25 protein-coding genes and 2 pseudogenes are annotated in these 25609 nt (G+C 62.5%); 18 read left to right on the plus strand and 9 right to left on the minus strand.

Annotated elements, in window-relative coordinates:
• The first annotated feature begins 17 nt into the window (after positions 1 to 17).
• The 3 genes from NKF26_RS12990 (at position 18) to NKF26_RS13000 (ending at position 2511) form a co-directional block, all read left to right on the plus strand.
• A complete protein-coding gene (locus NKF26_RS12990) occupies positions 18 to 371 on the plus strand; it encodes a hypothetical protein (protein WP_253228525.1) in 354 nt (117 codons plus the stop codon).
• 135 nt (positions 372 to 506) lie between these two features.
• Positions 507 to 1169 (plus strand): hypothetical protein, encoded by a 663-nt coding sequence (locus tag NKF26_RS12995; protein WP_253234416.1) that lies wholly within the window; start codon positions 507 to 509, stop codon positions 1167 to 1169.
• Positions 1170 to 1215: 46 nt separating this feature from the next.
• Positions 1216 to 2511, plus strand: coding sequence for a hypothetical protein (locus tag NKF26_RS13000; protein ID WP_253234417.1), 1296 nt, complete (start codon positions 1216 to 1218; stop codon positions 2509 to 2511).
• A 1-nt stretch (position 2512) separates the two neighbouring features.
• Here the strand turns inward: NKF26_RS13000 and NKF26_RS13005 are convergent, their stop codons facing one another.
• Together NKF26_RS13005 and NKF26_RS13010 are read right to left on the minus strand one after the other, a co-directional pair.
• Positions 2513 to 2749 carry a hypothetical protein gene (locus NKF26_RS13005; RefSeq protein ID WP_253234437.1) on the minus strand — a complete coding sequence of 79 codons (237 nt, stop codon included), beginning with the start codon at positions 2747 to 2749 and terminating at the stop codon, positions 2513 to 2515.
• Between the two features lie 100 nt (positions 2750 to 2849).
• Positions 2850 to 3752: pseudogene (locus tag NKF26_RS13010) on the minus strand (MFS transporter); the annotation flags it as partial.
• Between the two features lie 125 nt (positions 3753 to 3877).
• On the opposite strand from NKF26_RS13010, the gene NKF26_RS13015 reads away from it, so the two are divergent.
• Together NKF26_RS13015 and NKF26_RS13020 are read left to right on the plus strand one after the other, a co-directional pair.
• Positions 3878 to 4189 carry a hypothetical protein gene (locus NKF26_RS13015; protein ID WP_253228529.1) on the plus strand — a complete coding sequence of 104 codons (312 nt, stop codon included), beginning with the start codon at positions 3878 to 3880 and terminating at the stop codon, positions 4187 to 4189.
• A 43-nt stretch (positions 4190 to 4232) separates the two neighbouring features.
• Positions 4233 to 5636, plus strand: a complete 1404-nt coding sequence (locus tag NKF26_RS13020; protein ID WP_253228530.1) for a carotenoid oxygenase family protein — start codon at positions 4233 to 4235, stop codon at positions 5634 to 5636.
• Positions 5637 to 5639: 3 nt separating this feature from the next.
• On the opposite strand, the gene NKF26_RS13025 is transcribed toward NKF26_RS13020, so the two are convergent.
• The gene (locus NKF26_RS13025; RefSeq protein ID WP_253228531.1) at positions 5640 to 6788 is read right to left on the minus strand and encodes a mechanosensitive ion channel family protein; all 1149 of its coding nucleotides are present in this window, start codon (positions 6786 to 6788) and stop codon (positions 5640 to 5642) included.
• Between the two features lie 112 nt (positions 6789 to 6900).
• The gene (locus NKF26_RS13030) at positions 6901 to 7314 is read right to left on the minus strand and encodes a hypothetical protein (protein WP_253228532.1); all 414 of its coding nucleotides are present in this window, start codon (positions 7312 to 7314) and stop codon (positions 6901 to 6903) included.
• A 125-nt stretch (positions 7315 to 7439) separates the two neighbouring features.
• On the opposite strand from NKF26_RS13030, the gene NKF26_RS13035 reads away from it, so the two are divergent.
• Entirely contained in the window at positions 7440 to 8777 is a 1338-nt protein-coding gene (locus NKF26_RS13035; protein ID WP_253234418.1) for a PQQ-binding-like beta-propeller repeat protein, read from the plus strand.
• On the plus strand, positions 8774 to 9982 hold the full coding sequence (locus NKF26_RS13040) for a PQQ-binding-like beta-propeller repeat protein (RefSeq protein WP_253228534.1): 1209 nt from the start codon (positions 8774 to 8776) through the stop codon (positions 9980 to 9982). The genes NKF26_RS13035 and NKF26_RS13040 overlap by 4 nt, the downstream gene beginning before the upstream one ends.
• Here the strand turns inward: NKF26_RS13040 and NKF26_RS13045 are convergent.
• Positions 9979 to 11628 (minus strand): acyl-CoA synthetase, encoded by a 1650-nt coding sequence (locus NKF26_RS13045; RefSeq protein WP_253228535.1) that lies wholly within the window; start codon positions 11626 to 11628, stop codon positions 9979 to 9981. The two genes, NKF26_RS13040 and NKF26_RS13045, sit on opposite strands and share 4 nt — an antisense overlap.
• A gap of 177 nt (positions 11629 to 11805) precedes the next feature.
• Here NKF26_RS13045 and NKF26_RS13050 point away from each other — a divergent pair, with 177 nt between their 5' ends.
• The gene (locus NKF26_RS13050) at positions 11806 to 12219 is read left to right on the plus strand and encodes a hypothetical protein (protein ID WP_253228536.1); all 414 of its coding nucleotides are present in this window, start codon (positions 11806 to 11808) and stop codon (positions 12217 to 12219) included.
• A gap of 92 nt (positions 12220 to 12311) precedes the next feature.
• A complete protein-coding gene (locus tag NKF26_RS13055; protein ID WP_253228537.1) occupies positions 12312 to 12989 on the plus strand; it encodes a helix-turn-helix domain-containing protein in 678 nt (225 codons plus the stop codon).
• A gap of 5 nt (positions 12990 to 12994) precedes the next feature.
• Here the strand turns inward: NKF26_RS13055 and NKF26_RS13060 are convergent, their stop codons facing one another.
• Positions 12995 to 13630: a helix-turn-helix domain-containing protein gene (locus NKF26_RS13060; RefSeq protein WP_253228538.1), complete on the minus strand. Its 636-nt coding sequence runs from the start codon at positions 13628 to 13630 to the stop codon at positions 12995 to 12997.
• Between the two features lie 146 nt (positions 13631 to 13776).
• Here NKF26_RS13060 and NKF26_RS13065 point away from each other — a divergent pair, with 146 nt between their 5' ends.
• The 4 genes from NKF26_RS13065 to NKF26_RS13080 all read left to right on the plus strand — a co-directional run bounded on the left by NKF26_RS13065 (position 13777) and on the right by NKF26_RS13080 (position 19106).
• Complete coding sequence (locus NKF26_RS13065; RefSeq protein ID WP_253234419.1) at positions 13777 to 16296, plus strand: PAS domain S-box protein; 2520 nt, start codon at positions 13777 to 13779, stop codon at positions 16294 to 16296.
• A 60-nt stretch (positions 16297 to 16356) separates the two neighbouring features.
• Positions 16357 to 16758: a hypothetical protein gene (locus NKF26_RS13070; protein WP_253228540.1), complete on the plus strand. Its 402-nt coding sequence runs from the start codon at positions 16357 to 16359 to the stop codon at positions 16756 to 16758.
• A 229-nt stretch (positions 16759 to 16987) separates the two neighbouring features.
• Positions 16988 to 18148 carry a glutathione-independent formaldehyde dehydrogenase gene (locus NKF26_RS13075; RefSeq protein WP_066148175.1) on the plus strand — a complete coding sequence of 387 codons (1161 nt, stop codon included), beginning with the start codon at positions 16988 to 16990 and terminating at the stop codon, positions 18146 to 18148.
• 700 nt (positions 18149 to 18848) lie between these two features.
• Positions 18849 to 19106 (plus strand): hypothetical protein, encoded by a 258-nt coding sequence (locus tag NKF26_RS13080; RefSeq protein ID WP_253228541.1) that lies wholly within the window; start codon positions 18849 to 18851, stop codon positions 19104 to 19106.
• Here the strand turns inward: NKF26_RS13080 and NKF26_RS13085 are convergent.
• The 3 genes from NKF26_RS13085 to NKF26_RS13095 form a co-directional block, all read right to left on the minus strand.
• Positions 19103 to 19384: a DUF6360 family protein gene (locus tag NKF26_RS13085; protein WP_253228542.1), complete on the minus strand. Its 282-nt coding sequence runs from the start codon at positions 19382 to 19384 to the stop codon at positions 19103 to 19105. The genes NKF26_RS13080 and NKF26_RS13085 overlap by 4 nt on opposite strands.
• Before the next feature lie 158 nt (positions 19385 to 19542).
• Positions 19543 to 21321: a nitrite/sulfite reductase gene (locus NKF26_RS13090; RefSeq protein WP_253228543.1), complete on the minus strand. Its 1779-nt coding sequence runs from the start codon at positions 21319 to 21321 to the stop codon at positions 19543 to 19545.
• A gap of 107 nt (positions 21322 to 21428) precedes the next feature.
• Positions 21429 to 21749 (minus strand): hypothetical protein, encoded by a 321-nt coding sequence (locus NKF26_RS13095; protein ID WP_253228544.1) that lies wholly within the window; start codon positions 21747 to 21749, stop codon positions 21429 to 21431.
• A gap of 327 nt (positions 21750 to 22076) precedes the next feature.
• Between NKF26_RS13095 and NKF26_RS13100 the strand changes: the two genes are divergently transcribed.
• From NKF26_RS13100 to NKF26_RS13115, 5 genes and pseudogenes are all read left to right on the plus strand, one after another.
• Entirely contained in the window at positions 22077 to 22226 is a 150-nt protein-coding gene (locus tag NKF26_RS13100) for a hypothetical protein (RefSeq protein WP_190303844.1), read from the plus strand.
• A pseudogene (locus NKF26_RS24380) lies at positions 22223 to 23020 on the plus strand (CbiX/SirB N-terminal domain-containing protein); the annotation flags it as partial. The gene NKF26_RS13100 and the pseudogene NKF26_RS24380, both read left to right, overlap by 4 nt.
• Positions 23021 to 23071: 51 nt before the next feature.
• On the plus strand, positions 23072 to 23749 hold the full coding sequence (locus NKF26_RS24385; protein WP_369682141.1) for a DR2241 family protein: 678 nt from the start codon (positions 23072 to 23074) through the stop codon (positions 23747 to 23749).
• Positions 23746 to 24579 carry a uroporphyrinogen-III C-methyltransferase gene (gene cobA / locus NKF26_RS13110; RefSeq protein ID WP_253228546.1) on the plus strand — a complete coding sequence of 278 codons (834 nt, stop codon included), beginning with the start codon at positions 23746 to 23748 and terminating at the stop codon, positions 24577 to 24579. Before NKF26_RS24385 ends, cobA begins: the two co-directional genes overlap by 4 nt.
• Complete coding sequence (locus NKF26_RS13115) at positions 24579 to 25607, plus strand: anthranilate phosphoribosyltransferase (RefSeq protein ID WP_253228547.1); 1029 nt, start codon at positions 24579 to 24581, stop codon at positions 25605 to 25607. Before cobA ends, NKF26_RS13115 begins: the two co-directional genes overlap by 1 nt.
• Positions 25608 to 25609: the final 2 nt, after the last annotated feature.

The following is a 25609-nucleotide window of genomic DNA, read 5'->3' on the forward strand; positions in this document are numbered from 1 at the left end:
GAAACGAAGGTGGGAGCGTGCGGAATAGGGTTCCCCGCCGATGGTGGCTCCTTCGGATGCTGTTGCTGTTCGCGTTCCTCGCCGGGGGTCGAGGAGTTCTCGGCGGCAAAAAACTGCAGGACGTGCCGTACGTCCCCGGGACGAACAACACGCTCGTGCTCGTTGCGCTCGTCGGCGCTGTCGTCCTCATCGGCGGCGTCCTCGCGTATCGAGCGGGAGCGCTGCCGGGAACGTCTTCGGCATCCGAAACCGAAACGGACGCGCCGGAGGACGGGTACAACTGTCGATACTGCGGGCGGAACTTGGAGCGGTACCGCAACCGGTGTCCCTACTGCGAAACGCGTGACCCGGTCGGTAACGAGGACTGGTAACCGGATTTTTGGGAGGGATACGAACGGCCGGAGAGTTGTTGGGCCGTTGGGATTATGCGCGTCCCTCCCGATACACTATTCTCATGGAGAGACGACAGTTTCTCGAACGATTGGGGGGAGTAGTGGCCGGAATCGGTGTCGTTGGGGGGGGTGGCCGACGGCGCGCAATCGGACGTGTACCGGAAACCGGTCATCACGTCATCGCTGATTCGTGAATGGACGCTCGAAGACGAGCGGACGGACAAAACGCCGATTCAGCAGGCGGGTACGTCACTCGGTGATGCCTACACGAGCACGCTCATTTACAGAGACGCGGAACTCGCATCGGTGCTCGACAAGTACGTCAGCGGGAATTTCGACGGTATCGTTGGCGCGTTCATGGCGACACGCGTCACGTTCGACTCCCCGGTGGCAATCTTCGCCCAGCCATCGCTGGTCGCCGGAATCGCAAAACGGCGATTCGAGGAGACGTTGAGTAGCCTCGGTTTTTCCGACATCCGCGAGCGTTCCGCGTCGGAACGCGAGACGACGAACGAACAGGCCATCGCGGAGTACGAAGCCTACTACGACGCGAGCAAATACATCACGCGACCGAACTCGCCCGTCTACGCCCTCCCGTCCGTCACGTCCGACGGGCGCGTGAAGACGGTCCTGTATCTGGAGGTGTTGAAACCGGGCGAGACGCTCCTGATAACGTCGGGTGTTCGCCCGACGAATCGAATGCTTCGTGACGTGTTCCACCGCGATCCGAACGCGTACCGGACGGAACTCATCCGACTGATGCACAGCGTGAAGTAGGAAAACGGCGAAAAGCCTGAAATCCATCGAGTTCGATACGCAAGCGATGGCCAATTCTCCCGCTTCGGAGCGTCGATTTCTCCCGTTCTTCAGGCGCTACACGAAGACGTGGGTTCACGCGGTGGCGACAGCGGGACTGACCGCGTTCGGCACGTTGACCTTCGTGGACCAGGCCTTCGCGCTCGTCGCCGTCGCCATCTACGTCCTCCCGCCGGTCGTGCTCTACCTTCGCGGCGCGAATCCCGGCGTCGAAGGCGGCGTCGTTTCCCCGGAACGCGGCGACGGGGAGACCACGAAAATCGACCCGGACGAGGATGACGAGGGGGAAGTGGATGGCAAAAGGGGGGAGGATGACGGGAAGGACGAACGCGAGCGCGAACCGCGGGAATCCAACTCTTCGAAGGAATCCGAACCGACGGGAGGATCCGGACCACTGAAAGGGTCCGACCCCTCGAACTCCCCGGCGTGGACGCGCGCGTCCACGCCGGATACCGGAACGTTGTTCGACGCCGTCGTTACCGAAGACGGCGCGTACGCCGCCGGTGAAGGCGGCGTCGTTCTCCGCGGTACGACCGCGAAGAACGACTGGGATTTCGTACTCGAAGACGGACCGGGTGCGAACAGGGCCGACCTCCGCGGCATCGATTCGACGAGCGACGGTGCTACGGTCTGGATCGCAGGGGATGGCGGCGCACTCGGTCGGATCGAGACGGAAACCGACCGACACACCGACTACTCGGCACCGAACGGAGTCACGGACAATTGGACGGCCGTCGCGGCCGCCGGAACGGCGGGCGACGAGACGATTCTGCTCGCCAACGGTTCCGGGCAGGTGCTCCGCGGGCGATACCGAGACGGCAACCTCGCGTGGGATGCGCCCACGAAACCCGGAAGCGGGTCGAGTCTGTGCGCCGCGACGATGGTCGATTCGTCCGTCGGCTACCTCTGCGACACGAACGACGGCGTGTTCGAGACGACGGACGGCGGCGGGAGTTTCCGTCGAATCGGCATCGAGAACGTGGACGGCACCCTGACCGACGTGGCGGCGGTCGAGGACGCCGACGGGCCGTACGTGACGGCCGACGACGGCGTCTGCTGTCGATACGCCGACGGGACGTGGACGCCGAACCGTCTCGGGGATGCGGAACTTCGGGCGATTTCGATGACGGACGAATTGGCAGTCGTCTGCGGTGCGAGCGTCGTCTTCGAGCGGCGGAACGGAACCGAGTGGGAGCGTACCGTCGTCCCAGCGGACGGGGACCTTCTCGGTGTCGGGGTCGGGTCGACCCGTGCCGTCGCGGTCGGTTCGGAGGGAACCGTCGTCGAGCGAAGTCGGCGATAGTTCACCGGAGGAACACGAGCGCGGCGACCCCCGCGACGAACGCCAATCCCGCGCTCAACAGGAAGGTCGGTGACCAACCGATCCGAATCACGAGGAGGCTGGCAACCACCCCGCCGTAGATGCCGCCCCACAACTTCGCCGTGAGCATCACGGCATAGTTTTCCGAGGAGTACTCCTCGCCATAGTACTCGCCGACGAGTCCCGGAAGGATGGAAAACGAGGGGGCTCTGAAGAACATCGTCAGCCACGCGAGCGCGACGAACACCCACTGTAATCCCATCCCCCCCCGAGACGACCAGCGCCGTGAGCGCGATACCACAACAGACCACCGAACCGGCGAGGGCCCGTTCCCGTCCCAAGCGGTCGGACGCGGTTCCGATGACGATGACGCCGGTTGCCTGCCCCAAAGCGACCATGGACGCCGCCGCCGTCGCGGCCGTCACGGAGAGGCCGAGGTGAGTCGCATACACGATGACCTTCTCGATGAGCACGAGACCGACGCCGTTGACGACGGCGAAGAGGACGTACAACAGCCAAAACCGACGCGTCCGAATCATCGTCCGCCACGTGACGTTCGATCCGGCGGCCGTCGAATCGGCGGCCGCCGGATCATCGTCTTTCGAACCGGGGGTCGTGTCAGACCCGTCGTCTTCCGATTCGTCGTCCCACTCTTCCTCGGGATCGTGAATGATGAGACCGGCGACCACACCCGCGACGCCCGCGGCGACGCCCAAAACGAACAGGGTCGGGGAGAAGGAGGTTTCGACGGCGCTCTTGATGAACGGGATGAGCAGAAAGCTCGTTCCGCTGAACGCCATGCTCACCGCACCGGTCGCCATCCCGCGGCGCGAGACGAACCAACGCGAGGGGGTGTTTATCGCGACGTCGTAGGCGATGCCCATACCTGCCCCGCCGAGCGCGAACCAGAGGTAGAGCGCTGGGAGCGACGGGACGAAACTGGCACCGACGAACCCGCCGAACAGCAGGGCCGCGGCCACGAAAAACGGGAGACGGGGGCCGTAGCGGTCACGGATCCATCCGGCGGGGAACGCGGTGAGCGTCTCCGCGACCACCAACACCGAGAATATCGCCCCGAGTTCCGTTCCGGAGGCCGAGGCGTGTGCTCCTAACGCGCCGCGAATCGCTGGCCACGAGAACTGATACGTTCCGGCGGTTCCGACGGCGAGGACTGCGGCGACGATGTACCACCACCGTGCGGAGCGGAAACGGCCACCCACCATCCCAGAGTAGCTACTCGATACGTCACCACACAAAATATACTCGGCGGTTGAACTGTCTCCGCTGGGTCCTGTCCCCGGCACATCGTCGAATACAGAGCTAAGTCGATGCGGTGCCAGTAGGTCTCATGAGCCTCGAAACCCTGTTCCGAGTGTTCGTGGCTGGCGTTCTCGTCGTCGCGCCGACGGTACTGTTTCTCGGTCTGTGGCGGGGGATGATGGCACTCCGCGACGGCGACCTCGTCAACCGGACGATGAACGGCGATTTCGGACCGATACCCGAATCGCCGATAACGGCCGCCATGTTCGGATACGGTGGCGTACAACGGTCCCGAACGACCAGTTCGACGGCCGGAGGACAAGTACGATGTGGACAGTGCGGTGCGGTGAATCCCGAGTACGCCGACTACTGCGGAAACTGTCTGGACGAACTGAAGTGATCGGGCCTAACAGTTACGATTCGTCGGTGCCTCATCTCACGAAATGACTGCCCGGTCCTCCATCGGTTTTCGCTCGTTGACCGACGAGATCGACCACGATTGTTCCGTCACCGGAACCCTGCCGGACTGGCTCTCGGGCACGCTGATTCGAAACGGTCCCGGCGCGTTCGAGATGGCCGGTTCGTCGGTGGACCACTGGTTCGACGGGTTGGCGATGCTCCACGCGTTCACCTTCGGCGACGGCGTCACCTACCGAAACCGATTCGTTCACAGCGACGCCTACCGATCCGCCCGAGAGGGGAACTTCGAGAGCGGGTTCGCGACGGGGAACACGACGCTCCGCGACCGCCTGAAGGCGTTCTTCTTCGAGAAACCGTACGACAACGCGAACATCATCGCCGAACGGATCGGCGACGACTATCTCGCATTGACGGAACTGCCGCGCTGGGTCGCGTTCGACCCGGACACGCTCGAAACGCTCGGTCACGTCCAGTACGACGGGCCGGAACCCGCCGGAAACCTCGCCTGTGCCCACCTGAAACGCGACCCGGTGACGGACGAACTCGTGAACTTCGAGACCTCGTTCGGGCGGAACTGCCACTATCACGTCCACTCGATACCCTCGGCGACCGACCGCGAACACATCTGCTCGATTCCCGTGGACGAACCCGCGTACATGCACAGTTTCGCGCTGACGCCGAACTACGTCGTCCTCACCGAGTTCCCGTTCGTGGTGAACCCGCTCGACTTCATCAAACCGGGTTCACAGGGCCCGTTCATCGAGAACTTCACGTGGAAACCGGAACGCGGGACGCGCTTTTTCGTCATCGACCGCCGACGCGGGACCGTCGTCGCGGCACTGCGGACGGAGGCGTTTTTCGGCTTCCACCACGCCAACGCCTACGAGGACGACGGCGAAATCGTCCTCGACCTCGAAACCGTGCCGGATGCGACCGCCATCGAGGTGTTGTACCTTGACAACCTTCGAGACGGTAATTTCGGCGGGCTGAGCGGCCGATTGGAGCGCTTTCGTGTCGATCCCGAATCGGAAACCGTCGAGCGCGAGCGGATGTACGACGGGACGGCGCTCCCGACGACGTCGCCCGACCGCTGGTGTCGAAAGCACCGATACGTCTACGCGCAATCGCCCGACCCACAGATGACGACGTGGCCCGAGGCGATTGCGAAGATAGACACCGAGACGCACCGGGCGGTGGAGTTCGCGGACGAGGGCAACTATCTGGGCGAACCGATTTTCGTTCCCAACCCGGACGGCGAGCGTGTGGACGACGGCGTCATCCTGACGCTCTCGCTCGACCCCGCAACCGAACGGTCGTCGCTGATCGTCGTGGACGGCGAGTCGCTCGCCGAACTCGCACGGGCCGAGGTCCCACACCCGATTCCGTTCGACTTCCACGGTCGATTTTTCCCCGAACTGACCGGCTAACGGTCACTCGGAACGCTCGGAGCGCTCCGAGCGTTCCGACCGGCCGCGTCGGTCGCGCCGTTCGCTCGCGATTCGAAACCCGTCGGTGTCCTCTCTTCCGGCGATTTCCCGCTGTGGGACGGGGATTTTGATCCCTTCACGGTCGAACGCCGTCTTCACCGACGCGATGACGTCGGTCGTCGCGCGCCATCGGCGGCGACTGCTGGGTCGGTCGATCCAGAACCGGAGTTCGAGCAGAACCGCCGACTCCCCGAACCCCGTCAGCACGGCGTCCGGTTGCGGGACGTTCAACACCACCCGGGAGTTTTCCATCGTCTCCTTCGCGATGTCGATGGCGCGATTCGGGTCCGAACCGTAGTCGATGCCGACTTCGACCTCCAACCTGAGCCGTCCCTTTCGGTTGTAGTTGACGAGCGTGTTCGACCCGACGAGGTCGTTCGGGAGGATCACGTACTTCCCCGAAAACGTCTCGATTCGCGTGGAAAACAGCGTAATGTCGGTGACGATGCCGTCGGTTCTCGTCCCGTCTTCCAGCGGCACCTGAATCCAGTCCCCGATCTCGAACGGCCGCGAGAACATGAGCGTGAACCCGGCGATGAGAGCACTCAATGTTTCGTTCGCGGCGAGACCGATGATGATGCCGAGGAATCCCGCGCCGATGAGGAACGCACGGATGTCCACCTGCCAGACGCTCAGCAACAACAGCGCAGCGAGGAGGTACACGCCGACCTCGGTGAGGCGGGAGAACACCTCACCCTGATGTCCCGTGAGTTGGCCGGTTTCCGTGGTAAATCGATCCACGGCCCGGACGAGCATGCCCGATCCGATGTAGGCCGCCGCGACGACGCCGACCGTGATGAGGACGCGGATACCGGTGGACCGTAGGTCGACGTTCGGCGCGTTCGGTTGTGCGCTCGGCCAGAGCGACAACGCATACTGGCCGATGAGGAGCGCGACGATGCCGCTCACGACGAGGAGAAAGACGTCCACCGCGCGTGGGTCGGTTCGACGCTTCAATCTGGGGGCGATCCGCCAGAGAAACCACACGGCGAAGACGAGAACCACCAGTAGAAACGTCGATTGCAGGACCCTGGCTCCCGGGATGGGAAGCAACGGAACGGGTCGGAACGAGTCGAGGGACAGCGGTGTCATGGCGAATCTCCGAGTGGTCGCTTTCTCCGTACCACGAAAACGAACCACAGAATCCGGACAATCGCTCTCTGCTTCAGTGTATCGGGTGGAATCGGTGATTTCGCCGCGACGTTCACTCCGCGCTCGAATTTCCCATCGTCTGGACGGTCCACTCCTCGGAATCGCGCAGGTAGTTCGGAATCTCCTCGGCGTCCAGTTTCTCGTGGATGTGGATGGTGTCGTCCTCGACCGCGCCGCGTCCGAGGTCGATGAAGAGCCGTTGGAGACCGTTTCGCCACTCCGCGTCCACCAACTGTCGCCAGCACGACTCGAAGGCGTCCTGTTCGGTTTGGCTGGGACCGCCGCTCTCGCGGGCGATTTCGAGACAGCACTCCGGACAGTTACAGACGGAGACGGGTTTCGTGAGGGCGTGAATGTGGCCGTCGAAGGTGACGACCGGCGCTTGTTGTTCCATCTGTCCGTGGCGTTCACACGTCGCGTCGTCCGGTTCCGTGCCGATGTAAATCGGGCGTCTGTTCTGTGACATGGGTCGGATGAAAAGGGTCATCGGTTGATAGGAGTATCAAGCTACTGGCGGCGATCAATTTATCAGAGGGACGAGGTGGCGCACAGAAAGCTCATATAGGGGCCGTAATAATCGGCACAACTGACATGCCCTTCCAGCGTCCCACTCGGCGGCGGTTCCTCGCCGGTCTCGGTGCCGGTGGCGTGACCGCCGTTTCCGGGTGTGCTTCCTCCCGCTCGACACCCGCGACCGCGGCGCTCGATTGGCCATCGGACGAGTGGCCGGTCGCCCACGGGACGCCGACGAACACGGGCTACACCCGCTCCAAGAGCGCACCGCGAACGAACCCACCGATGCACGTGTGGAAACTGTGGGAACGCGTCGAATCGGAGGACGAGAAAAAGAACATACTCCATGGGACGACCTCTAGTCCCATCGTTTCGAACGGAACGGTATTCGTCGCGACTGGACTTCCCAGCGGATTCACCATCGATGCCGACGGCAAACTGTACGCCCTCGACGCAACGACTGGAAAAACGAAGTGGTCGGCAACGCTTCCGAAGGGAGGAACCGGAACGCCAGCGGTCGCCGACGGACTCGTATTTGCGGGGTCGGCCGACCGCGCGCTGACGGCGTTCGACGCCGCGTCGGGTGCGGTTCGATGGAGAACAACGACGAGCGCACCCGTGGGAACCCCGACCGTCGCGGGAGGCAACGTTTACGTCGGCGACCGACACGGGTCGGTTCACGCGTTTCGGCGGACGGACGGAAAGCTCGAATGGCGGTACGGACAACGAACGCTCGGGTCGTTCTTTTCCGAGAAAACGTGGTGGATTCGGTCGAAACCGGCCGTTACGGACGACGCGGTGTACGTCTCGACCGGCATCGGACAGAACGGCCGTACGACCAGCAGCAACCTTCTCGCGCTCTCCCGCGACGACGGGGGAGAACGCTGGCGGTACGAATTTTCACAGGACAGGTTTAGTTACGAACCGCCGCGCGCGCCGGTCGTCGCGGACGGAACCGTCTTCGTCTCCGATACCTCGCTCCACGCAGTCGATCCGTCAGATGGAACGAAACGGTGGCAGTTCGCGTTCGGCTACCGCCGACCGGTAAGTGCGCCTGCAGTCCACGACGGAAGCGTCTACATCGGCGCGAAAAACGTCTACTCAATCTCCGCCGAGGATGGTACCGAACAGTGGCGGTTCGTGAACCGGGCCTCAATGGCCACGATGGAACATCGTGTCCCGATGGAGAGCGCGCCAGTCGTCACCGACGAAACGGTGTACATCGGTGCTGGCGCGCTCGACTCGTCGTCCGGCGAAAAGTTGTGGGGCGACCTCGGGAATCAGGACGACAGTCAATTCTTCCTCTCCGATACCAACGAAAACGCCACGCTCGAAGGCCCCGCAATCGCGGGAGACGCGGTGTTCGTGGCGACGGAGTACGGGAGCATCATCCGGTTCGCGGATGGGGACGCATGAACCGCCGCGCGTTCCTCGTTACGGGCGGAATCGCCCTCGGTGCCGGGTGCTCCGGTCTGATGGGCCACTCGAAGCAGAAGACTCCGAAACCACCCGCGGAGTGCGCCATCGATTCGGACGTAACCCCCGGAACACCGGGATGGCCGAGTGCGTCGGGTGGCTCGAAGAACACGCGCTCGGTGCCGTCCGCAGATGGTCCGAGGCCGCCGTTGCAACTCGACTGGACGTTTACGACGGGCGGGCACGCGGCCGCCCCGGACCCCATCGTCGCGAACGGAACCGTCTACGCGACCAACTACGACGACGAAGTGCACGCCGTGGACGCGGAGACGGGGGAGCATCGCTGGCGAGTAACCATTCCGGTGAATTCGCGGGTGGCGGTCGCCGGAAATCGGCTGTTCATGGTGAGCGACGAGTCGCTTCGTGCGCTCGACACGGAAACCGGCGATGGCGTGTGGACGACCGAACTGACCGCCGAATCCAGCAGAATCTCGGGAAGGATACAGGTGACCGAGGACACGGTGTTCATCTTCGGACGCCTGTTCCTCTCCGCATTCGACACGAAGACGGGGGAACGACGATGGCGGTTCACAAGCGGCCTCCAAACCGAGAGCACACCGGCAATCTCCGACGGTGTCGTGTACGTCGGGAGCGACGACACCTACGTCTACGCGCTGAATGCGAAGACCGGGCAGCGGAGGTGGCGCTACAAAACAGATGGTCGCGTTTCCTGTGACATCGCGGTCGCTGCCGGTACCGTCTACGCCGGGTCGGAAGACGGGCACGTGCACGCCCTCGACGCGAAAACGGGGGAGAAACGCTGGAAACGCCGGGCTAAAAACGTCGAAATCATCGCTGTGGACGGTGGCCACGTGTACGCGGGTGGAGGACGGGGTGACACCTCGACACTGCACGCGTTTACAGCGGAAGAGGGGACTGCGTGCTGGTCCTCGGACGAGGACAAATTGGGATACACGGGCGTCATCGCCGCGAGTTCCGACAGGATCTATCTTCCGGTCGAGTTTTTCAGCGGCGGGGAGACACTCGGCGTGCTGAACCCGCAGACGGGCGAATGCGTGTGGCGAGACGAGGAATCCGGCATGAAGTTCCAAGGCGGCCTGGCCGTCGACGACGGTGCAGTGTATATCGGCGGTTGGGACGACGACAACGTGTTGGTCGTCGCCCGATTCGTCCCGAAGAACTAATCCTCGGTTTGGTCGCGCAGTTCCGTCCGGCGAATCTTTCCGGTCACCGTTTTCGGCAGTTCGTCCACGAACTCGACCTCCCTGGGATACTCGTGGGCGGACAATTCCTGTTTGACGTGGTTCTGAATGTCCTCGACGAGTTCGTCCGACGGGTCCGCGCTCGCGCTCGGGACGACGTAGGCCTTGACGATGTTGCCGCGTTCGCGGTGGGGTTTCGGCACCACGGCGGCCTCCGCGACGGCGGGGTGTTCGCCCAGCGAACTCTCGACCTCGAAGGGACCGATGCGGTAGCCCGCGCTCAGGATGACGTCGTCGGCACGCCCCTCGAACCAGAAGTAGCCGTCCTCGTCCAGATGACCGAGGTCGCCGGAGAGGTACCAGTCGTTCACGAAGCAATCCGCGGTCTTCTCGGGCTTGTTCCAGTACTCAGCGAAGAAACACGGATAGTTCCCGCGTTCGGCGATTTCGCCCGTCTCGCCGGGTTCCAGCGGTTCGCCGGTCTCCGGGTCCACGACGGCGGCCTCGATGCCCGGCAGCGGCTTACCCATGCTTCCCGGCCGCACCTCCATCGTCGGGTAGTTGTTGATGATCATGTTGCCCGTCTCGGTCTGGCCGTAGGTGTCGTGGATGGTGACGCCGAGCGTGTCCTCGCCCCACGCGACCACGCCCGCCGACAGCGGTTCGCCGATGGAGAGCGCGTGACGGAGGTCGAGGTCCACGCCCTCCAGCACGGACTCGTTCTCGCGGAGCATGCGGTAGGCCGTCGGGACGCTGAACAGCACCGAGATGGGGAACTCGTCCAGCAGGTCCGCCCACGTTTCGGGGTCGAACTCGCCCTCGTAGGTGAACTGGGTCGCCCCCCAGAACCACGCGCCGAGTGTGTTGATGGGCCCGGTCAACCACCCCAAATCGCCCGTGGACCAGTAGCAGTCCCCTGGTTGCAAATCGACGGCGAACTTCTGGGTCGCGGCGACGCCCGCGACCCAGCGGTGTTTGTGGAGGACGCCCTTCGCCAGTCCCGTCGTGCCGCTCGTGTAGTAGAGCAGCGCGTTATCCTCGCCACCCGTCTCGGCCATCTCGAACTCCTTGCTCGCGTTCGCCATCTCGGAGTGGTAGTCGATGTCGTCCCGTTGTGTCCCGGTTCGCTGCTCCCCGATGACGATGACGTGTTCGACCGATGGGGCGTCTTCGAGCGCCTTGTCCATCGTCTCCCTGTTTTCCGGCGTGGTGATGACCACCTTCGCATCGCAGTCGTCCAGTCGATAGGCGATGCCATCCGGACCGAACCGTTCGTTGATGCCGCCCCAGACGCCGCCCGCCTTGAGCGTCCCGATGAGCGCGACGTAGTGCTCGGGAATCCGCGGCAAGTAGGAGAACACGCGGTCGCCCGAATCGATGTGCTCCGAGAGGACGTTTGCGAAACGGTTCGATCGCTCCGCGAGTTGCCAGAACGTGAGCGTCTCGCGCTCGCCGTTCTTGCCCGCATAGTACAGTGCTACCTTCCCCCGGTCGTTCGCGTGGCGGTCACAAACCTCGTGCGCGATGTTCAACCGTTCGGGCGCGTTCCAGTCGGCGTCCGCATAGATGTCGTCCCACTCGAACGTCTCCCGCTCGCTGTCATAATCATGCAGATTGTGACCAGTCATCACGACGTATGTCGTAGACTGCACGTATAATCGTTATTCACATTTGCAATCATTTCGGCGGCGGCTTCCTTTCGGCACCCGTCGCACCGAGGGTTGTGTGTTGAGAGCCGCCCCCTCTAAAAGAGGGTGAAAACGAAACCAGAGAAAGAATGCCGATACTGATAGTAATCCGTGTGAATGGATCCCTCCGAGTCGTCACCCCTGTCATCTGAACCGCCACCCACCGAGGACGACGAGTCCTACCGAACCTCCTCGCTCGTCATCGATACCACGGACTCCGTCACTCGGCTTTTTTCGGTTCTCGCGAACGAAGAATCGCGTCTCATCATCTACACGCTCTTCCGGGAGGAGAAAACGACGGTTCCGCTGACGAAAATCACCCAAACGGTCGCGGCGACGGTTGATGGCGATACTGAATCGATCCGTGAACGGATAGTTCGCGTACATCTCCCGAACCTCGGTTTACTCGGGATCGTCGATTACGACCTCGCCGGAGACCCGCGCGTGTGGCTCTCGGAGAACGTGGACATCGTGAACAAACGACTGCTCCACGATGTCGTCGAACAAACCGAGCGATACGAACGTTCATAAACGGGTTGCAACCGGAGCCCAATAGTAGATGGTAGTTGACTGCAAACCCGTAGCCGGTGACGGAGAGTGACATATTCAGGGAGCATGTTTGAATGAGCACGGTCGTGGAATTCACCCTACCGACGGACGAGTTCGTCCTCGCCGAGACGTTTCGCGCGGTTCCAACCGCCACGTTCGAAATCATCCGATTGGTGGCACACGACGCGGACCGCGCGTTTCCGTACCTCTGGGTGTCGAACAACGATATGGAAACCGTCGACGAGGCGCTCGCCACCGACCCGAGCACGGAGAACCTGGAACGAGTGTCCACGTTCGACGGGACGAGCCTGTATCGGATGGATTGGATCGACGCCATCGAGGTCATGATTCAAATCCTCGTTGAGGAGAACGGAGCGATCCTCAACGCCAACGGGACGAGCGAACGCTGGAAGATGCGGGCGCTGTTTCCGGACAGGGACTCGTTCTCACGCACGCACGACCATTGCAAGGAACGGGAGTTGACGATGACCATCGACCGCATCTACCCGCTCACGGATTTTCCACACGGCCAGTTCGGCTTGACGAAAGAACAGTATGCAGTGTTGGCTCTCGCCACTAAACGCGGATATTTCGACGTCCCACGCACCAGTTCGATGGCCGACCTCGCGGACGAACTCGGCATCAGCCAACAGGCGGTGTCGGAGCGGCTTCGGCGCGCCCACGACACGTTAGTCCGTGGGGCACTCGCGGTCGGTCCCGAGATCACGACCGAACCGGAAATCGGCCGATAGAAACGTTACGTCGGTATCGAATTCCCGATGAGTTGATCGTGTGCACGTCGGATCCGTTCGGACACCGCCTGGTGTGAGACCCCGATTCTGTCCGCCAGTTCGCCGACCGTGATTCCGCGTGGAATGTCGTAGTACCCGTGCTCGAACGCCAGTTGCAACACTTCCAATTGCTCTTCGCTGAAGTCGATCTGCTCCCCGGAAACGCCGTCCAGTTGCTGAAGCCGTCGAATCTCCATCGAGATACCACAGTCGGTACACCGATGATACAGCCTCGATGCCACCTCTCGGGTGGTGGTTCGGAACCGAAACGTCCAGTGTCGTTTCGTGGCGGAAACGTGACTGATGACGACATCATCTTCGAGGATCGTCTCGAAGACGGACTGCGGCGTCGATGTCCAGCGGACGGCAAAGAGCGTCGAACTCGCGTCCGAAACGATCGTTTTCACCGAAGCGAGGGTCGGATCCGTTCGGAGCACGTCGGCGACCTCTCGGTCGCTTTTCACACGGAGGAGCGGCGGGCCTGTCTCAGATCGGTACGAGATCGTGGGAAGGAGTTCGAACCGGGCCTCCGGGACCGATACGAACGTCTCTTCCAGGGCGAAATCCGCGACGGGAATCGCCACTTCGACGAGCGTGTTCATGTAGAGTAACGTCCAGCCAGCACCCAGTGGCTTTCACTCGTATATACAAGTCTTTTATATCCCCTCCAGTAGGCGTATTCCAACGACCGATCGGTCCGATTTCGAGCAAAAGTCTATTACACCCTCTACCCGTGCGTATCCCAACGATGTCTGAACCGTTCCGTTCGGACGATAGTGCTCGGGCGAACTCCTCGCTCGTCGAAACGGAAACGGGAGAGGAAGCCGCCTTTTTCAAGCATATCGTCCGAGACGCGCTCGATGCGGTGGTGACGGTATCCGGTGACGGAACCATCGTGTTCGCAAACGAGGCTGCCGGTCGAATGTTCGGCTACGACGTGGACACACTCCTCGGGGAGTCGATACGGAGGCTGTTTCCGGAACGTCACCGCGACGAGTATTTTGCGGAGTTCCGCGAGCAAGTCGAGGATGCCGACACGTCCACCGAATACACCGGCCTCGAACGAACCGGAGTCCGCCGGACCGGCGAGGAGTTTCCCATGTCGTTTTCCTTCCGTCGGCACCGGTATCACGATCGAACGCTGTTTACCACGACACTGCGCGATATCACCGACAGAAAGCGTCAGCAGAACGAACTCGAAATCGCGACCGAGAAGTATCGAACGCTGGTGGAGGCCGCACCCGACGCGATTTTCCTCGCCGACGTAGAGACGGGCAAGATCCTAGAAGCGAACCGAGCGGCGGCCGAACTCCTCGACCGACCGATAGAGGAACTCGTCGGAATGCACCAGTCCGATCTCCATCCGGAAGGGGAGTTGGAGCGATACAAGAACCTCTTCGAGCGGAGGCATGACCTCGACGAGTCGATCCCTGACGATCACAACATGTCCGTGATCGATTCGAACGGGAATCGAATCCCCATCGCCATCAACTCGACCAGTACCGAACTGAACGGTCGTCGGGTCGCACAGGGGATATTTCACGACATCAGCAACCGGAAACGACGTGAAGAAGCGCTCAGTTCGCTTCACGAGACGACGCACGAACTGCTCGAAACCTCATCACCCAAGCTCATCTGCCAGCACGCAGTGGAAACGGCCGTCGACGTGCTCGACCTGCCCGCTTCCGGTATCTATCTCCACGCGGAAGACAGGGACGTACTCGAACCCGAGGTGCTGACCGACACGGTCGAGGAATTGTTGAACGACGCGGTTCCGACGTACGCGCTCGACGACAACCTCGTCGGAACGGTCTTCGAGACGGGTGAACCGCGGGTGATCTCCGACTTCCAGACGACGCCGAACGTGGCACAGCGGGACACGCCGATGAGAAGCGCCATCATTACTCCGTTAGGCGAACACGGAGTGTTCATCACGGCGTCCCCGTCGCCGCGGGATTTCGACCGAATCGACTTCGACCTGATGCGTGTGCTGGCGGCGAACACCGAAGCCGCCTTGACCCGCGCGGAACGCGAGCGCGACGTCGCCCGCCAGCGCGACGAGTTGACGACGCTGAACCGTATCAACGCCATCGTTCGGGATATCAACCAAGCGCTCGTGGCCGCGCCGTCACGCGAAGAGATCGAACGAACCGTCTGCGAGCGACTGGCCGCTTCGGACGCCTATCACGGTGCGTTCATCGCTATGGGGTCGTCTACCGAAGAAGGAATGTTCGTCCAAACGGCCGCCGGAATCGACGACGAATATCTAGACGCGATGCCGGAGAACACCGCGGAGAGCGGACAGGGACCCGCCGCACTCGCGCTTCGGACAGGGGAACTCCAGATCGTGGAAGACGTGAAGTCCGATCCGTCATTCCCGCCGTCCCTTCGGAATGCTGCGCTCGACCAAGGATACAACTCTGCAGCCTACATTCCGATCGTCTATGGGGAGACCACGTACGGGGTATTGACCCTCTATACCGACGATCCGGCCGTCGTGGGCGAGCGCGAGCGGGACGTTTTCAGCGAGTTGGGGGAAACCATCGGTCACGCCATCAACGCGGTCGAAAGCAAGCGACTCCTCTACTCCGATCGTGTCGTCGAACTCGAATTCTCGCTCACGAACACGGAGTCGTTTTTCGTCACGACGTCCGACGAGTTGGAGTGTTCGCTCGACCTCGATGGGGTGGTTCCGTCGAGCGACGGAACGTACATCTTCTACGTTACCGCGAGCGGCGTTTCGCCGGAGCGGATACTCGAACGGGCGTCCGAATCATCGATCGTCGAACGTGCTCGTCTGGTTCAAAAGCGGGACGAGGAAGCCATGCTGGAGGTCGCGTTTCACCGTACGGCGACGATCGCGCAAGCGCTCATCGAACGCGGTGCGTACGTCCTGCGCGGGTCGATAACGGACGGTGAGGGAAGCATCGTCGTCGAAGTGCCGGGAAACACCCGTATCCGTCCGTTCTTGGACGCAGTCGAGTCGGTGTACTCCGAAGGGAACCTGCTCTCGAAGCAGTCCCGCGAACGACCGTTTCACTCGACGTCCGGCTTTTATCACGAACTCAGCGAGACGCTCACCGAGCGACAGGCGGAAATTCTCCACGCAGCGTATCTCGCGGGATACTTCGACTATCCCCGTGCGAGTTCCGGCAAGGAGTTGGCCGAAACGCTGGACATCTCCTCACCGACGTTCCATCAACACCTCCAAGCGGCCGAGCGGAAGTTCCTCACGCTGCTGTTCGCGGGACAGTCGGGTATCGTCTGAGTTCGATACCTCAGTATTGAGGCAAAGGACTGGTACCCTCAGAACAGTTCGTAAGAGATGATGAGCGACTCGGAGCAACCAAACGACACCCATTTAGACACGAGTCGAAACCATCCGGAAGAGGAGTGTGACAGTTCGCTCCCCACCGGAACCGTGGAGCGAATTCTCTCGGACCAACAGCGACGTGTACTCTGTGAGTATCTCTCGAACAACGGGATCGCCTCGATGGACGAACTTATCGATCTACTTGCGGACGAGGGGTGTAGCGACGAAACGGCGTTGATTCGGCTTCACCACATTCATCTCCCGATGTTGGAGGACTGTGGGATCCTGGCCTACGAAGCGCGAAGCGAGACCGTCCGGTACTGGGGGCACGAGGAAGTCGAACGGAGAATGGACCTCTGCCGGACCATCTCGTCCGCGTTGGACGAAGGGAAGAGCAGTCCCAAGACCCGAACGTAATCGAACGGTACGGCCATGCGGAATCGCTGGCGTCTTTTCCAAACCGCTTGCCCTCGTAGTGATCGTTCGGTACCGGCAACCATTCCCACCCAGGTAGGACAACTGTTCGACAATTTTCGGGCGGAAAGGAGTGGTTTGGGGGCTCTGTTCACGCCGAAGATACCATATCAATTCGAATAACGACATACGTGAGAATGGCGTGCCCTCTTTGGGGTGGAAACATATGTCAATGGACGCGGTCGTATACCAAGGACCGCACGACGTAGAAGTCGAAGAAGTAGACGAACCAGAAATCGAACACCCGAACGATGTCGTCATCGACATCACCACGAGCGCCATCTGCGGGTCGGACCTCCACATGTACGAGGGACGGACGGACGCCGACCCCGGCATCGTCTTCGGTCACGAGAACATGGGTATCGTGGACGAAGTGGGCGACGGCGTGACGACGCTCGAAGAGGGGGACCGCGTCGTCCTCCCGTTCAACGTCGCCTGTGGCGTGTGTAAGAACTGCGAGAACGGCTATACTGGGTTCTGCCTGAACGTGAACCCTGGCTTCGCCGGTGGGGCGTACGGATACGTCGCAATGGGGCCGTATAAGGGCGGACAGGCGGAACGGCTCCGCGTGCCGTTCGCGGACTTCAACGCGCTCAAACTCCCGGAAGGGACGGAACACGAGGATTCGTTCATCCTGCTCGCGGACATCTTCCCGACGGGATGGCACGGGACCGAACTGGCGAACCTCCAACCCGGCGAATCGGTCGCCATCTTCGGTGCTGGCCCGGTCGGACTGATGGCCGCCTACAGCGCGAAGATCAAGGGCGCGGCGGAAATTTACGTGGTCGACAGGGTCGACAGTCGACTCGAACTCGCCGAGAAGCACTGTGATGCGACGCCCATCAACTTCGAGGAGAGCGACCCGGTCGAGCAGATCAAGAACATCCACGGCGGCGGCGTGGACAAAGGCGTTGACGCGGTCGGATACCAAGCCGTGGACCCCGACACCGACGTGGGCGACGACGCCTACGACCCGGCACGGGAGAACCCCGCAGTGGTTCTCAACCAACTGATTCAGGTCGTCCGGGCGACCGGACAACTCGGCGTCCCCGGCCTGTACGTCCCCTCGGACCCCGGAGCACCGGACGAGATGGCCGCACAGGGCCGCCTCGGCATCGACTTCGGGAAGTTCTTCGAGAAGGGTCTCAAGGTCGGGACCGGACAATGTAACGTCAAGGAGTACAACCGCCAACTCCGCGACCTCATCATTCAGGGCCGCGCCGACCCGAGTTTCGTCGTCTCACATCGCGTCGAACTCGATGACGCGCCCGAGATGTACGAGCGATTCGACAGCCGTGAAGAAGGCGTGACGAAAGTGTTGCTCGAACCCTGAACTAACTCGATTCTCGCTTTTTTTTTGGTGTCGTGATATGAGGAGGAACAGGTACCGACACAGCTACGGCACTTCGTGGGGACGAAGCGTCCAATTAGCAGTGCTGCACTGCTTTGCTCTCGTAATACAAGCCAGAACCGGGTTCTATCCTGAAAATTATCCCCACACAATCCGTCTTGCCATGGACCTGTGTGGTCGTATCGACGGTTACCGGAGTATCGTCCACCGAGACCATGACGACGTAACGGCCGGAATGCTTGACTGGGCGTTCGGTGGAGTAGACGGACGATTTTGGCGACATACCCGAGTACGTCTCCAGGTGATGAGTCTCTGCCAGTACAATCTTCGATGCATCCTTTACCCGTAGGTGGACATCGACCGCGTGATTTCGCTTGTTTTTGATGGAGATGAAGTTGATTCTCGATTTCGGTTCGGGCTTCGAGCGCGAGAGGCATCCAGCACCGGCAATCAGGGAGCTACTGACGCCCCCCAGAACAGCACGACGTGAGAGATATCCCATCCGTATACGGGAGATTAATCACACTCAGCATATGCTTTGAGGTCGTCATTCGCCACCCCGTAGAACGAACACCGTCCAACCTGACTATCGATCGATATGCGAAACGGTAATGAATACCTTGCAAACAATGAGTGCTAGTTAATGTCTGTCGCACTCCTTCGTTCACATGGTGGTTAGCATATGCGAACACGAGTGCGACGATCGGCAGGCAGAACCGAGAAAGAGCGGCAACTCCAGCAACTCGCGCGGCTTCAGCGGCAGATAACCGAACAGCGACGAAAGATCGCCGAGATGGAACGGATCCGGGACGAGATGCTCCGCAGGGGGGCGGGCTCAGTCGCGTACGAGGGAGTCTGTGCGGAGTGCGGTATCGGCGTCATCGTTCGGAAGAACGACTCGCTTCGCTGTACCTCGTGTGACTTCCACTACAACCTCTAAGCCTGCGCGTCCTCGACCTTCTCGGCGTAGCGTTCGAGTTCCCCGGCGAGCGTCCGCGCCTCGTCGGGCGAGAGCGACACCGTGTCGGCGTGCGCCGGGAGGTTGTCCAGCGTGCCGTTGTCCAGTTCGAGTTGGAGCAGGACTTCGTCCGGATTCTTCCGCGGCGTTTTGACGTTCAACACGGCCATTGCTTCGTCCGTCCAGCCGTGGCCCTCCGCGACGGCGTCGAGCAGGTCGAACGTGGTGTAGGCGTTCACCGAGAGGACGCGGTCCGCCATCTCAGTCATCCCCCGAAACCGCGCGAGACGGTCGCCTTCGGCGCTGCGACTCGCTGGCTTCCGGGACTCCTTCGCTACGCTCAGTCATCGCCGGAAACAGCGTGAGGCGGTCGTGTTCACGCTGCGGCTCACTGGCTTCCGGGACTCCTTCGCTACGCTCAGTCATCGCCGGAAATCGGGTCGGCCGGGCTGTTGGGGGCCGGACTGGCGTCCATGTCGTCGTCCTCGGCGTACGGGTACCACGTCTTCTTCGTGTTGTGCATGTACGGGTCCTCGTAGCTGGTCTCCTCGGGGCTGGCGAGGGTTTCGAGTTCCTCGGCGTGGAGCGAGTGCACGAACTCGCGGAACGTCTGGCCGTCCTCGCGTCGGGCCGCGAAGCCGTCGATGAGGTTGCGAATTGCGCCGGGCACCTCGTCCACGGCGATGCGCTCCTGGATCCACGTCGCGAAGCTCGGTTCCTTGCCGAGTCCGCCGCCGACGCCGATGTCGAGGGCTTCGACGGTTTCGCCGTCCTTGCGCGTCTTCATGCCGCGCAGGCTGATGTCGGCGATCTGCGGCTGAGCACAGGACGCGGTACAGCCGGAGAGGTGAATGTGGAAGTTCTCAACGTCGTCCGGAAGTTCCACGTTCTCCTTGAGCCAGCGCGAGAGACGCACTTGGCGGTTCTTCGTCTCCACGATGGAGAGCGAACAGAACTCCGTTCCCGTACAGGCGATGGAACCGCGCTGGAACGGGTGCGGGTCGGGGCTGTAGCGTTCGAGGACGGGTTCGTCGAGCAGGGCGTCGAGGTTCTCCTCGGGAATGTCCGTCAGGATGATGTTCTGGCGCTGGGAGAGTCGCGCCTCGCCGGAGCCGTACTTCTCGGCGATGTCGGCCAGTTCGATCATTTCCTCGGCACCGACGCGGCCGACGAGGACGTTCAAGCCGACGTAGTAGTTCCCGTCGGGTTGCTCGTGCACGCCGACGTGGTCGGCGTGCCCGTGGTCGTCCGGGACGCCCGCGTTGTACGAGTACTCCTCGCGTAGGTCGTCGCCCGCCGTCTTGAGGTAGAAATCCACGTACTCCTCCTGAAGCGTCTTACGGACCTTCTCCGGCCCCCACTCGTCCACGAGGAACTTGATGCGGGCGCGGCGGCGGTTGTCGCGGTTACCGTAGTCGCGGAACAGTCCCGAAAGCCCACCGAGGACGGGGACGACCTCGTCGGGTTCGGCGAACACGTCGATGTCGCGGGCGAAGCGCGCTTCGCGGCCCGCCAGACCCCCGCCGACGCGGACGTTGAACCCGCGGACGGTCTCGCCGTCGATTTCCTTCTCGGCGGGTTCGATTCCGATGTCGTTGATGTCGCCCTGGCCACAGCCTTCGCGGCAGCCAGTCACCGACACCTTCCACTTCCGGGGGAGGTTCTCGTATTCGGGGTTGCCCTTGAAGTTCTCGTTGAGGTCCTTGACGACGGGAACCGCGTCCACGAACTCTCGTTTGTCCTTTCCGGAGACCGGACAGCCGACGATGTTCCGCCACGAGTCACCGCAGGCCTGCTTGGTGGAGAGACCGGCGTCTTCCAAGCGGTCCCAGATCTTCGGCACGTCTTCGATGTTTATCCAGTGAAGTTGGACGGCCTGTCGCGTCGTCACGTCGGCGTAGCCGTTGCCGAACTCCGGGTTCGCGGCCGGGCCGGTGGCGAAGTCGCGGGCGATCTCCCCGATGACCCGGAGCTGACCGGGTTCGAGGTAGCCGCTCGGCGGCCCGATGCGCATCATAAAGTAGCTTTCCTGGCCGTCGCGCTGGTGGTACAGCCCCCACCATTTGAACCGCTCGAACCACTCGTCGTGTTCGTCCTCCGGGATGGCTTCCCAGCCCTCCTCGGCGAATCGACGCATGTGGTCCTTGATCTCTTCCCCATAGATATCGTCCTTCCATTTCTCTACGTCGGTCGGCATGGGAATCGCTACAGCACACACGCCTAAACACCCCATCCCCGCGTCAATGCCCGCCGGGGGTCGGAAAAAGCGGCAAGTATCGCGGAGACATGGCAGCGCCCCACTCCTTATTCCGAGAACCGGGTGTTCGACGGCCGTTGGCCCCCTTCGTAGTCGATGGGGCGGAATTCGTCTCCGTCGGCGCGTCCGATTCGAAGCCACCCCGTCGCGCCCCGTTCCCCACAGCCGATGCACTGTCCTGCCGCACGGGCTTCCACCCACGGACCGTCCACTCCGATGTCGGTGAACACCTCGACGAGGAACAACGCGGTATCACAATCACAGACGTCGTGGTCCACGAGCGGCCAGATATCGCTTACGCCGACGATTCGGGTATTGTTCACGTTGACCCACGCACCCTCGTCCAGCGTCCGAACCGCAGTTACCATGCCCTATCTCCGCGTCTCCGAACCCTCAATACATCGGCGGACGCAATCCCCGCCGAATCGCCTGACGCGTCGAAACGGGCGGAACACTCGATACCTACACGGCCAACCTATTTCCTGCACGAATTGCCGGAATACGGGAGTCGGAGATAGCAGTGGTTCTTACCGGTATGTGGGAGCAGTGGCCGGAATTACGGGTAGAGACGCGATTTAGGGGATTCCCGTCATAGGGTGTCCTGATGAATATCAGTGATGTAGCGACACGCCGACTCGTGGACGAGTCCGTTGTCGAACCGACAGCGGTAGTTTCACAATGGGGTGTGACAATCAGTGACTAAGGATCACGTGAGCGAATGCCACAGAAACGAATCTCAAGACGACGACCACCTACAAGACGTCCCTGATGGTGCAGGATGTACGGAAATCTGGGAGCACCTCTCCGACCGACGGGACGAGGAGGACGAAGAACCCGAAGAATGATCGAGGACACGGCGCTCGTACTGGTTGGTCACGGTTCACACCGGAACGCCGGGTCGGCGAGACCCGTCTACGACCACGCCGACGAGATACGCGCCCGTGACCGCTTCGCGGAGGTTCGGGAAGCCTTCTGGAAGGAAGCACCGTCACTGCGCGAAGTCCTCAGAACGGTCGAATCGACCGACGTAGTCGTCGTTCCCCTCTTCACCAGCGAGGGGTATTTCACGGAACAGGTGCTCCCCCGTGAACTTCGGCTCACCGACGAATGGGACCTCGACGTGGACAAGCGAGTTCGCTACGCCGACCCGGTCGGGACCCACGAATCGATGGCCGACGTCATCGTCGAACGTGCCGAACACGTCACCGACGACCCGAGCGTCGGGGACGGCGTCGGACTGGCCGTCGTCGGCCACGGCACCGAACGAAACCCGAGGAGCGCGAAGGCGACCCGCGACCACGTCGCGGGTCTCGAAGCACGCGAGCGCTTCGACGAGGTGCGGGCGCTGTTCATGGACCAAGCGCCGTACATCGACGACCTGACCGATCACTTCGAGAGCGACGAACTCGTCGTCGTCCCGCTGTTCGTCGCCGACGGCTACCACACCCAAGAGGACATCCCGGAGGACATCGGTCTGACCGACGACGCCGAATCGGGGTATCCCGTCCCTGCCGACGTCGATGGCAAACGGGTCTGGTACTCGGGTGCCGTCGGAACCGAACCGCTCGTCGCGGACGTCGTCATCGAGCGAGCGCGAGCGACGCTCGATGACGGGGATGAGCCGGTCGAAACCACAGAGCAGGCCGCCGACGCCGAGCGTAGCGAGGCCGAGACGGCCCGCGATGCGTTTTTGGGCTGGCTGGCGGACGGCGGGAGCGACGAACACCACGACGCGACCCGAACGTGGGGGCAACTCGCCATCACGACCACGCGGACCGCTGACGGTAGCCGTCGATACGAGATTCGGCACGTCGAGGACCGCGACGAGGAATTGGACGAACTCGACTCCCACGCCGACCCCGCAGAAACGCGCGACCGGGTGCGGTTCACGGACGACGGGGAGTACCGCCCGCTGGCAACGGCGTCGACGCTTCCCACCGGCTGGGTGCTTTTGGACCTCGACGCCGCCGACCTCCTGCGGGCCGTCGAGTTCGTCTACCCGGCGACGATTTCGAACTGGTACCGCGAGCGGAACGGCGAACTCGACGTGAGCCACTTTCGGGAGACGGCCGAGCGCCAAACCGGCGTGTACGCCGACGTGGGGGACATCGGACGCGAAGCGCTCGACCACGCCGTCGAAGCCTGCTGTGTGGATTCACAGTGCAGTGCGCGGCGCGAATGGGACGCGGCGGACGACGACGAAATCGCGGTTCCGCGCGGGGACGGCGAGTTCCCCTGCCGGGAGCCGTGTTCGTTGTTCATCGCGAAGGTACGGGAGTTTCAGAAGATGGAGGAGTGCGGGGAAGACGACGCCGAAGACGGCTACCGAGCGCGGTACCGGAGCGCACGACGCGGAGGACGAACATGAGCATGCACACTGGAACGGTTTATTTGGTTGGTGCAGGACCGGGCGATCCGGAACTGCTGACGGTAAAGGCGCGGAGACTACTCGACGACGCGGACGTCGTCTGTCACGACAACCTCGCGGACGACCGAATCGTGGAGTCGTGTCCCGAGACCACGGAGCGGATGTACGTCGGCAAGCGACCCGGTCCGGACGGCGAGCGAACCACACAGGAGGAGATAAACTGCCTGCTCGTTCGACTGGCACGCGAAGGGAAGGACGTCGTTCGGCTCAAGGGCGGCGACCCGACGGTGTTCGGCCGCGGCGGCGAGGAAGCAGAACACCTCGCGGCCGCCGGAATCGACTTCGATATTATCCCGGGGATTTCGAGCGCCGTCGCCGCGCCGGCGGTCGCCGGAATCCCGGTGACCCACCGCGACCATGCCTCCTCCGTGACGTTCGTCACCGGCCACGAGGACCCGACGAAAGCCGAGAGCGCGCTCGACTGGGACGGACTCGCGGCGACGGTCCGAGCGGGCGGGACGCTGGTGATCCTGATGGGCGTCCGTCGCCTGCCGGACAACGTGACCGCACTGCGGAACGCGGGACTTCCCGAGGATACGCCCACTGCGATGATCGAGAAGGCGACGCGTGACGACGAATTCACCGTTACAGGGACGCTCGACACCATCGTGGAGCGGCGCGACGAGGTGGGCATCGAACCGCCCGCGGTCACCGTCGTCGGCGACGTCGTCTCCGTGCGCGACCGTGTGGCCGAGTTCCTCGAAGGTGCGCCGTCGGTCGGCGTGCCGTCGTTCGCGGACGCCGCCGTCTCGGAGCGAGGTGTCGAGTGATGACTCGTGAGTTTCGGGACTTCGTCGGACACGTCGGCTCCGGGCCGAAGTCCGCCGACGACATGAGTTACGAGGAGGCCAAGTTCGCCTTCGGGGAAATCCTCGCGTGCGACGTGTCCCCCGTCGCGCTCGGCGGTTTCTGGGTGGCGAACCGCTGGAAGCGCAACACGCCCGAGGAACTGGCCGGTTTCGTGGACGCGATGCGCGAGGAGTCGGTCGAAATCGCGGCACCGGACTGTGACCCCGTGGACTGCGGCGCGAACTACGACGGCAAATCCCGGACGGCGCTCCTCGGCGTCGCGTCGGGACTCGTCGCGGCGGCCGCCGGAACCCCCGTCGTCGCCCACAGCGGCGACCGCGTCCCCATGAGCGAGGGCTCTGCCTACCGGCACGTCCTCTCCGAACTCGGCGTGGAAACCGACCTCTCACCCGAAGAAAGCGCCGCGATGACGGACGAGGTCGGCTTCGGTTTCTACGACCAAGCACAATTCAATCCTGCCGTCGCCGCCCTCGAAGACGACCGGCGGGCGCTCGGCGTGCGGACGTTCGTCAACACCGTCGAAACGCTCGCCAACCCCGCTGACGCGTCGGTCCATCTCGGAAGCTTCTTCCACACGACGTTCGGCGAGCGGATGATCAACACGCTCTCCGAGAGCCGAACGCAGGACGTCGAGCGCGTGCTGATGTTCCAGGGATTGGAGGGCTACGACGACGTTCGACCGGGCCACACGACGTACGTCGAGTGGGACGGCGCGGAGATCGAGACCGACCGCCACGGGATGGACTTCGACGGCGACGCGCTCGCCGTCGAGGACGTGGCGACCGACTCCGCCGAAATCACCGAGGCGGTTCTCACCGGCGAGCGCGACGGTGACCTCGCGGACGCCGTCGCGTTCAACGCCGGACTTCGGTTGTACGCCCGCGACGACGTGAACACCATCGACGATGGCGTCGAGCGAGCGCGGGACGCGCTTGCCGACGGATCGGCTGAGGACCGGTTCGTCGCGCTCCGGCAGTTCGAACCGTAACC

The organism is Haladaptatus sp. AB618, assembly GCF_024136965.1.
In the GTDB taxonomy this organism is placed as follows: domain Archaea; phylum Halobacteriota; class Halobacteria; order Halobacteriales; family Haladaptataceae; genus Haladaptatus.

Coding starts and splice junctions, on each gene's coding strand:
- NKF26_RS13080 (WP_253228541.1), top strand. CDS start 18,849: ATGCGAACACGAGTGCGACGATCGGCAGGCAGAACCGAGAAAGAGCGG.
- NKF26_RS13115 (WP_253228547.1), top strand. CDS start 24,579: ATGACTCGTGAGTTTCGGGACTTCGTCGGACACGTCGGCTCCGGGCCG.
- NKF26_RS13095 (WP_253228544.1), bottom strand. CDS start 21,749: ATGGTAACTGCGGTTCGGACGCTGGACGAGGGTGCGTGGGTCAACGTG.
- NKF26_RS13065 (WP_253234419.1), top strand. CDS start 13,777: ATGTCTGAACCGTTCCGTTCGGACGATAGTGCTCGGGCGAACTCCTCG.
- NKF26_RS13030 (WP_253228532.1), bottom strand. CDS start 7,314: ATGTCACAGAACAGACGCCCGATTTACATCGGCACGGAACCGGACGAC.
- NKF26_RS13085 (WP_253228542.1), bottom strand. CDS start 19,384: ATGGCGGACCGCGTCCTCTCGGTGAACGCCTACACCACGTTCGACCTG.
- NKF26_RS13090 (WP_253228543.1), bottom strand. CDS start 21,321: ATGCCGACCGACGTAGAGAAATGGAAGGACGATATCTATGGGGAAGAG.
- NKF26_RS13045 (WP_253228535.1), bottom strand. CDS start 11,628: ATGACTGGTCACAATCTGCATGATTATGACAGCGAGCGGGAGACGTTC.
- NKF26_RS13035 (WP_253234418.1), top strand. CDS start 7,440: ATGCCCTTCCAGCGTCCCACTCGGCGGCGGTTCCTCGCCGGTCTCGGT.
- NKF26_RS13000 (WP_253234417.1), top strand. CDS start 1,216: ATGGCCAATTCTCCCGCTTCGGAGCGTCGATTTCTCCCGTTCTTCAGG.
- NKF26_RS13050 (WP_253228536.1), top strand. CDS start 11,806: ATGGATCCCTCCGAGTCGTCACCCCTGTCATCTGAACCGCCACCCACC.
- NKF26_RS13075 (WP_066148175.1), top strand. CDS start 16,988: ATGGACGCGGTCGTATACCAAGGACCGCACGACGTAGAAGTCGAAGAA.
- NKF26_RS13070 (WP_253228540.1), top strand. CDS start 16,357: ATGAGCGACTCGGAGCAACCAAACGACACCCATTTAGACACGAGTCGA.
- NKF26_RS13025 (WP_253228531.1), bottom strand. CDS start 6,788: ATGACACCGCTGTCCCTCGACTCGTTCCGACCCGTTCCGTTGCTTCCC.
- NKF26_RS13040 (WP_253228534.1), top strand. CDS start 8,774: ATGAACCGCCGCGCGTTCCTCGTTACGGGCGGAATCGCCCTCGGTGCC.
- NKF26_RS13055 (WP_253228537.1), top strand. CDS start 12,312: ATGAGCACGGTCGTGGAATTCACCCTACCGACGGACGAGTTCGTCCTC.
- NKF26_RS13060 (WP_253228538.1), bottom strand. CDS start 13,630: ATGAACACGCTCGTCGAAGTGGCGATTCCCGTCGCGGATTTCGCCCTG.
- NKF26_RS13020 (WP_253228530.1), top strand. CDS start 4,233: ATGACTGCCCGGTCCTCCATCGGTTTTCGCTCGTTGACCGACGAGATC.
- NKF26_RS13005 (WP_253234437.1), bottom strand. CDS start 2,749: ATGTTCTTCAGAGCCCCCTCGTTTTCCATCCTTCCGGGACTCGTCGGC.
- cobA (WP_253228546.1), top strand. CDS start 23,746: ATGAGCATGCACACTGGAACGGTTTATTTGGTTGGTGCAGGACCGGGC.
- NKF26_RS13015 (WP_253228529.1), top strand. CDS start 3,878: ATGAGCCTCGAAACCCTGTTCCGAGTGTTCGTGGCTGGCGTTCTCGTC.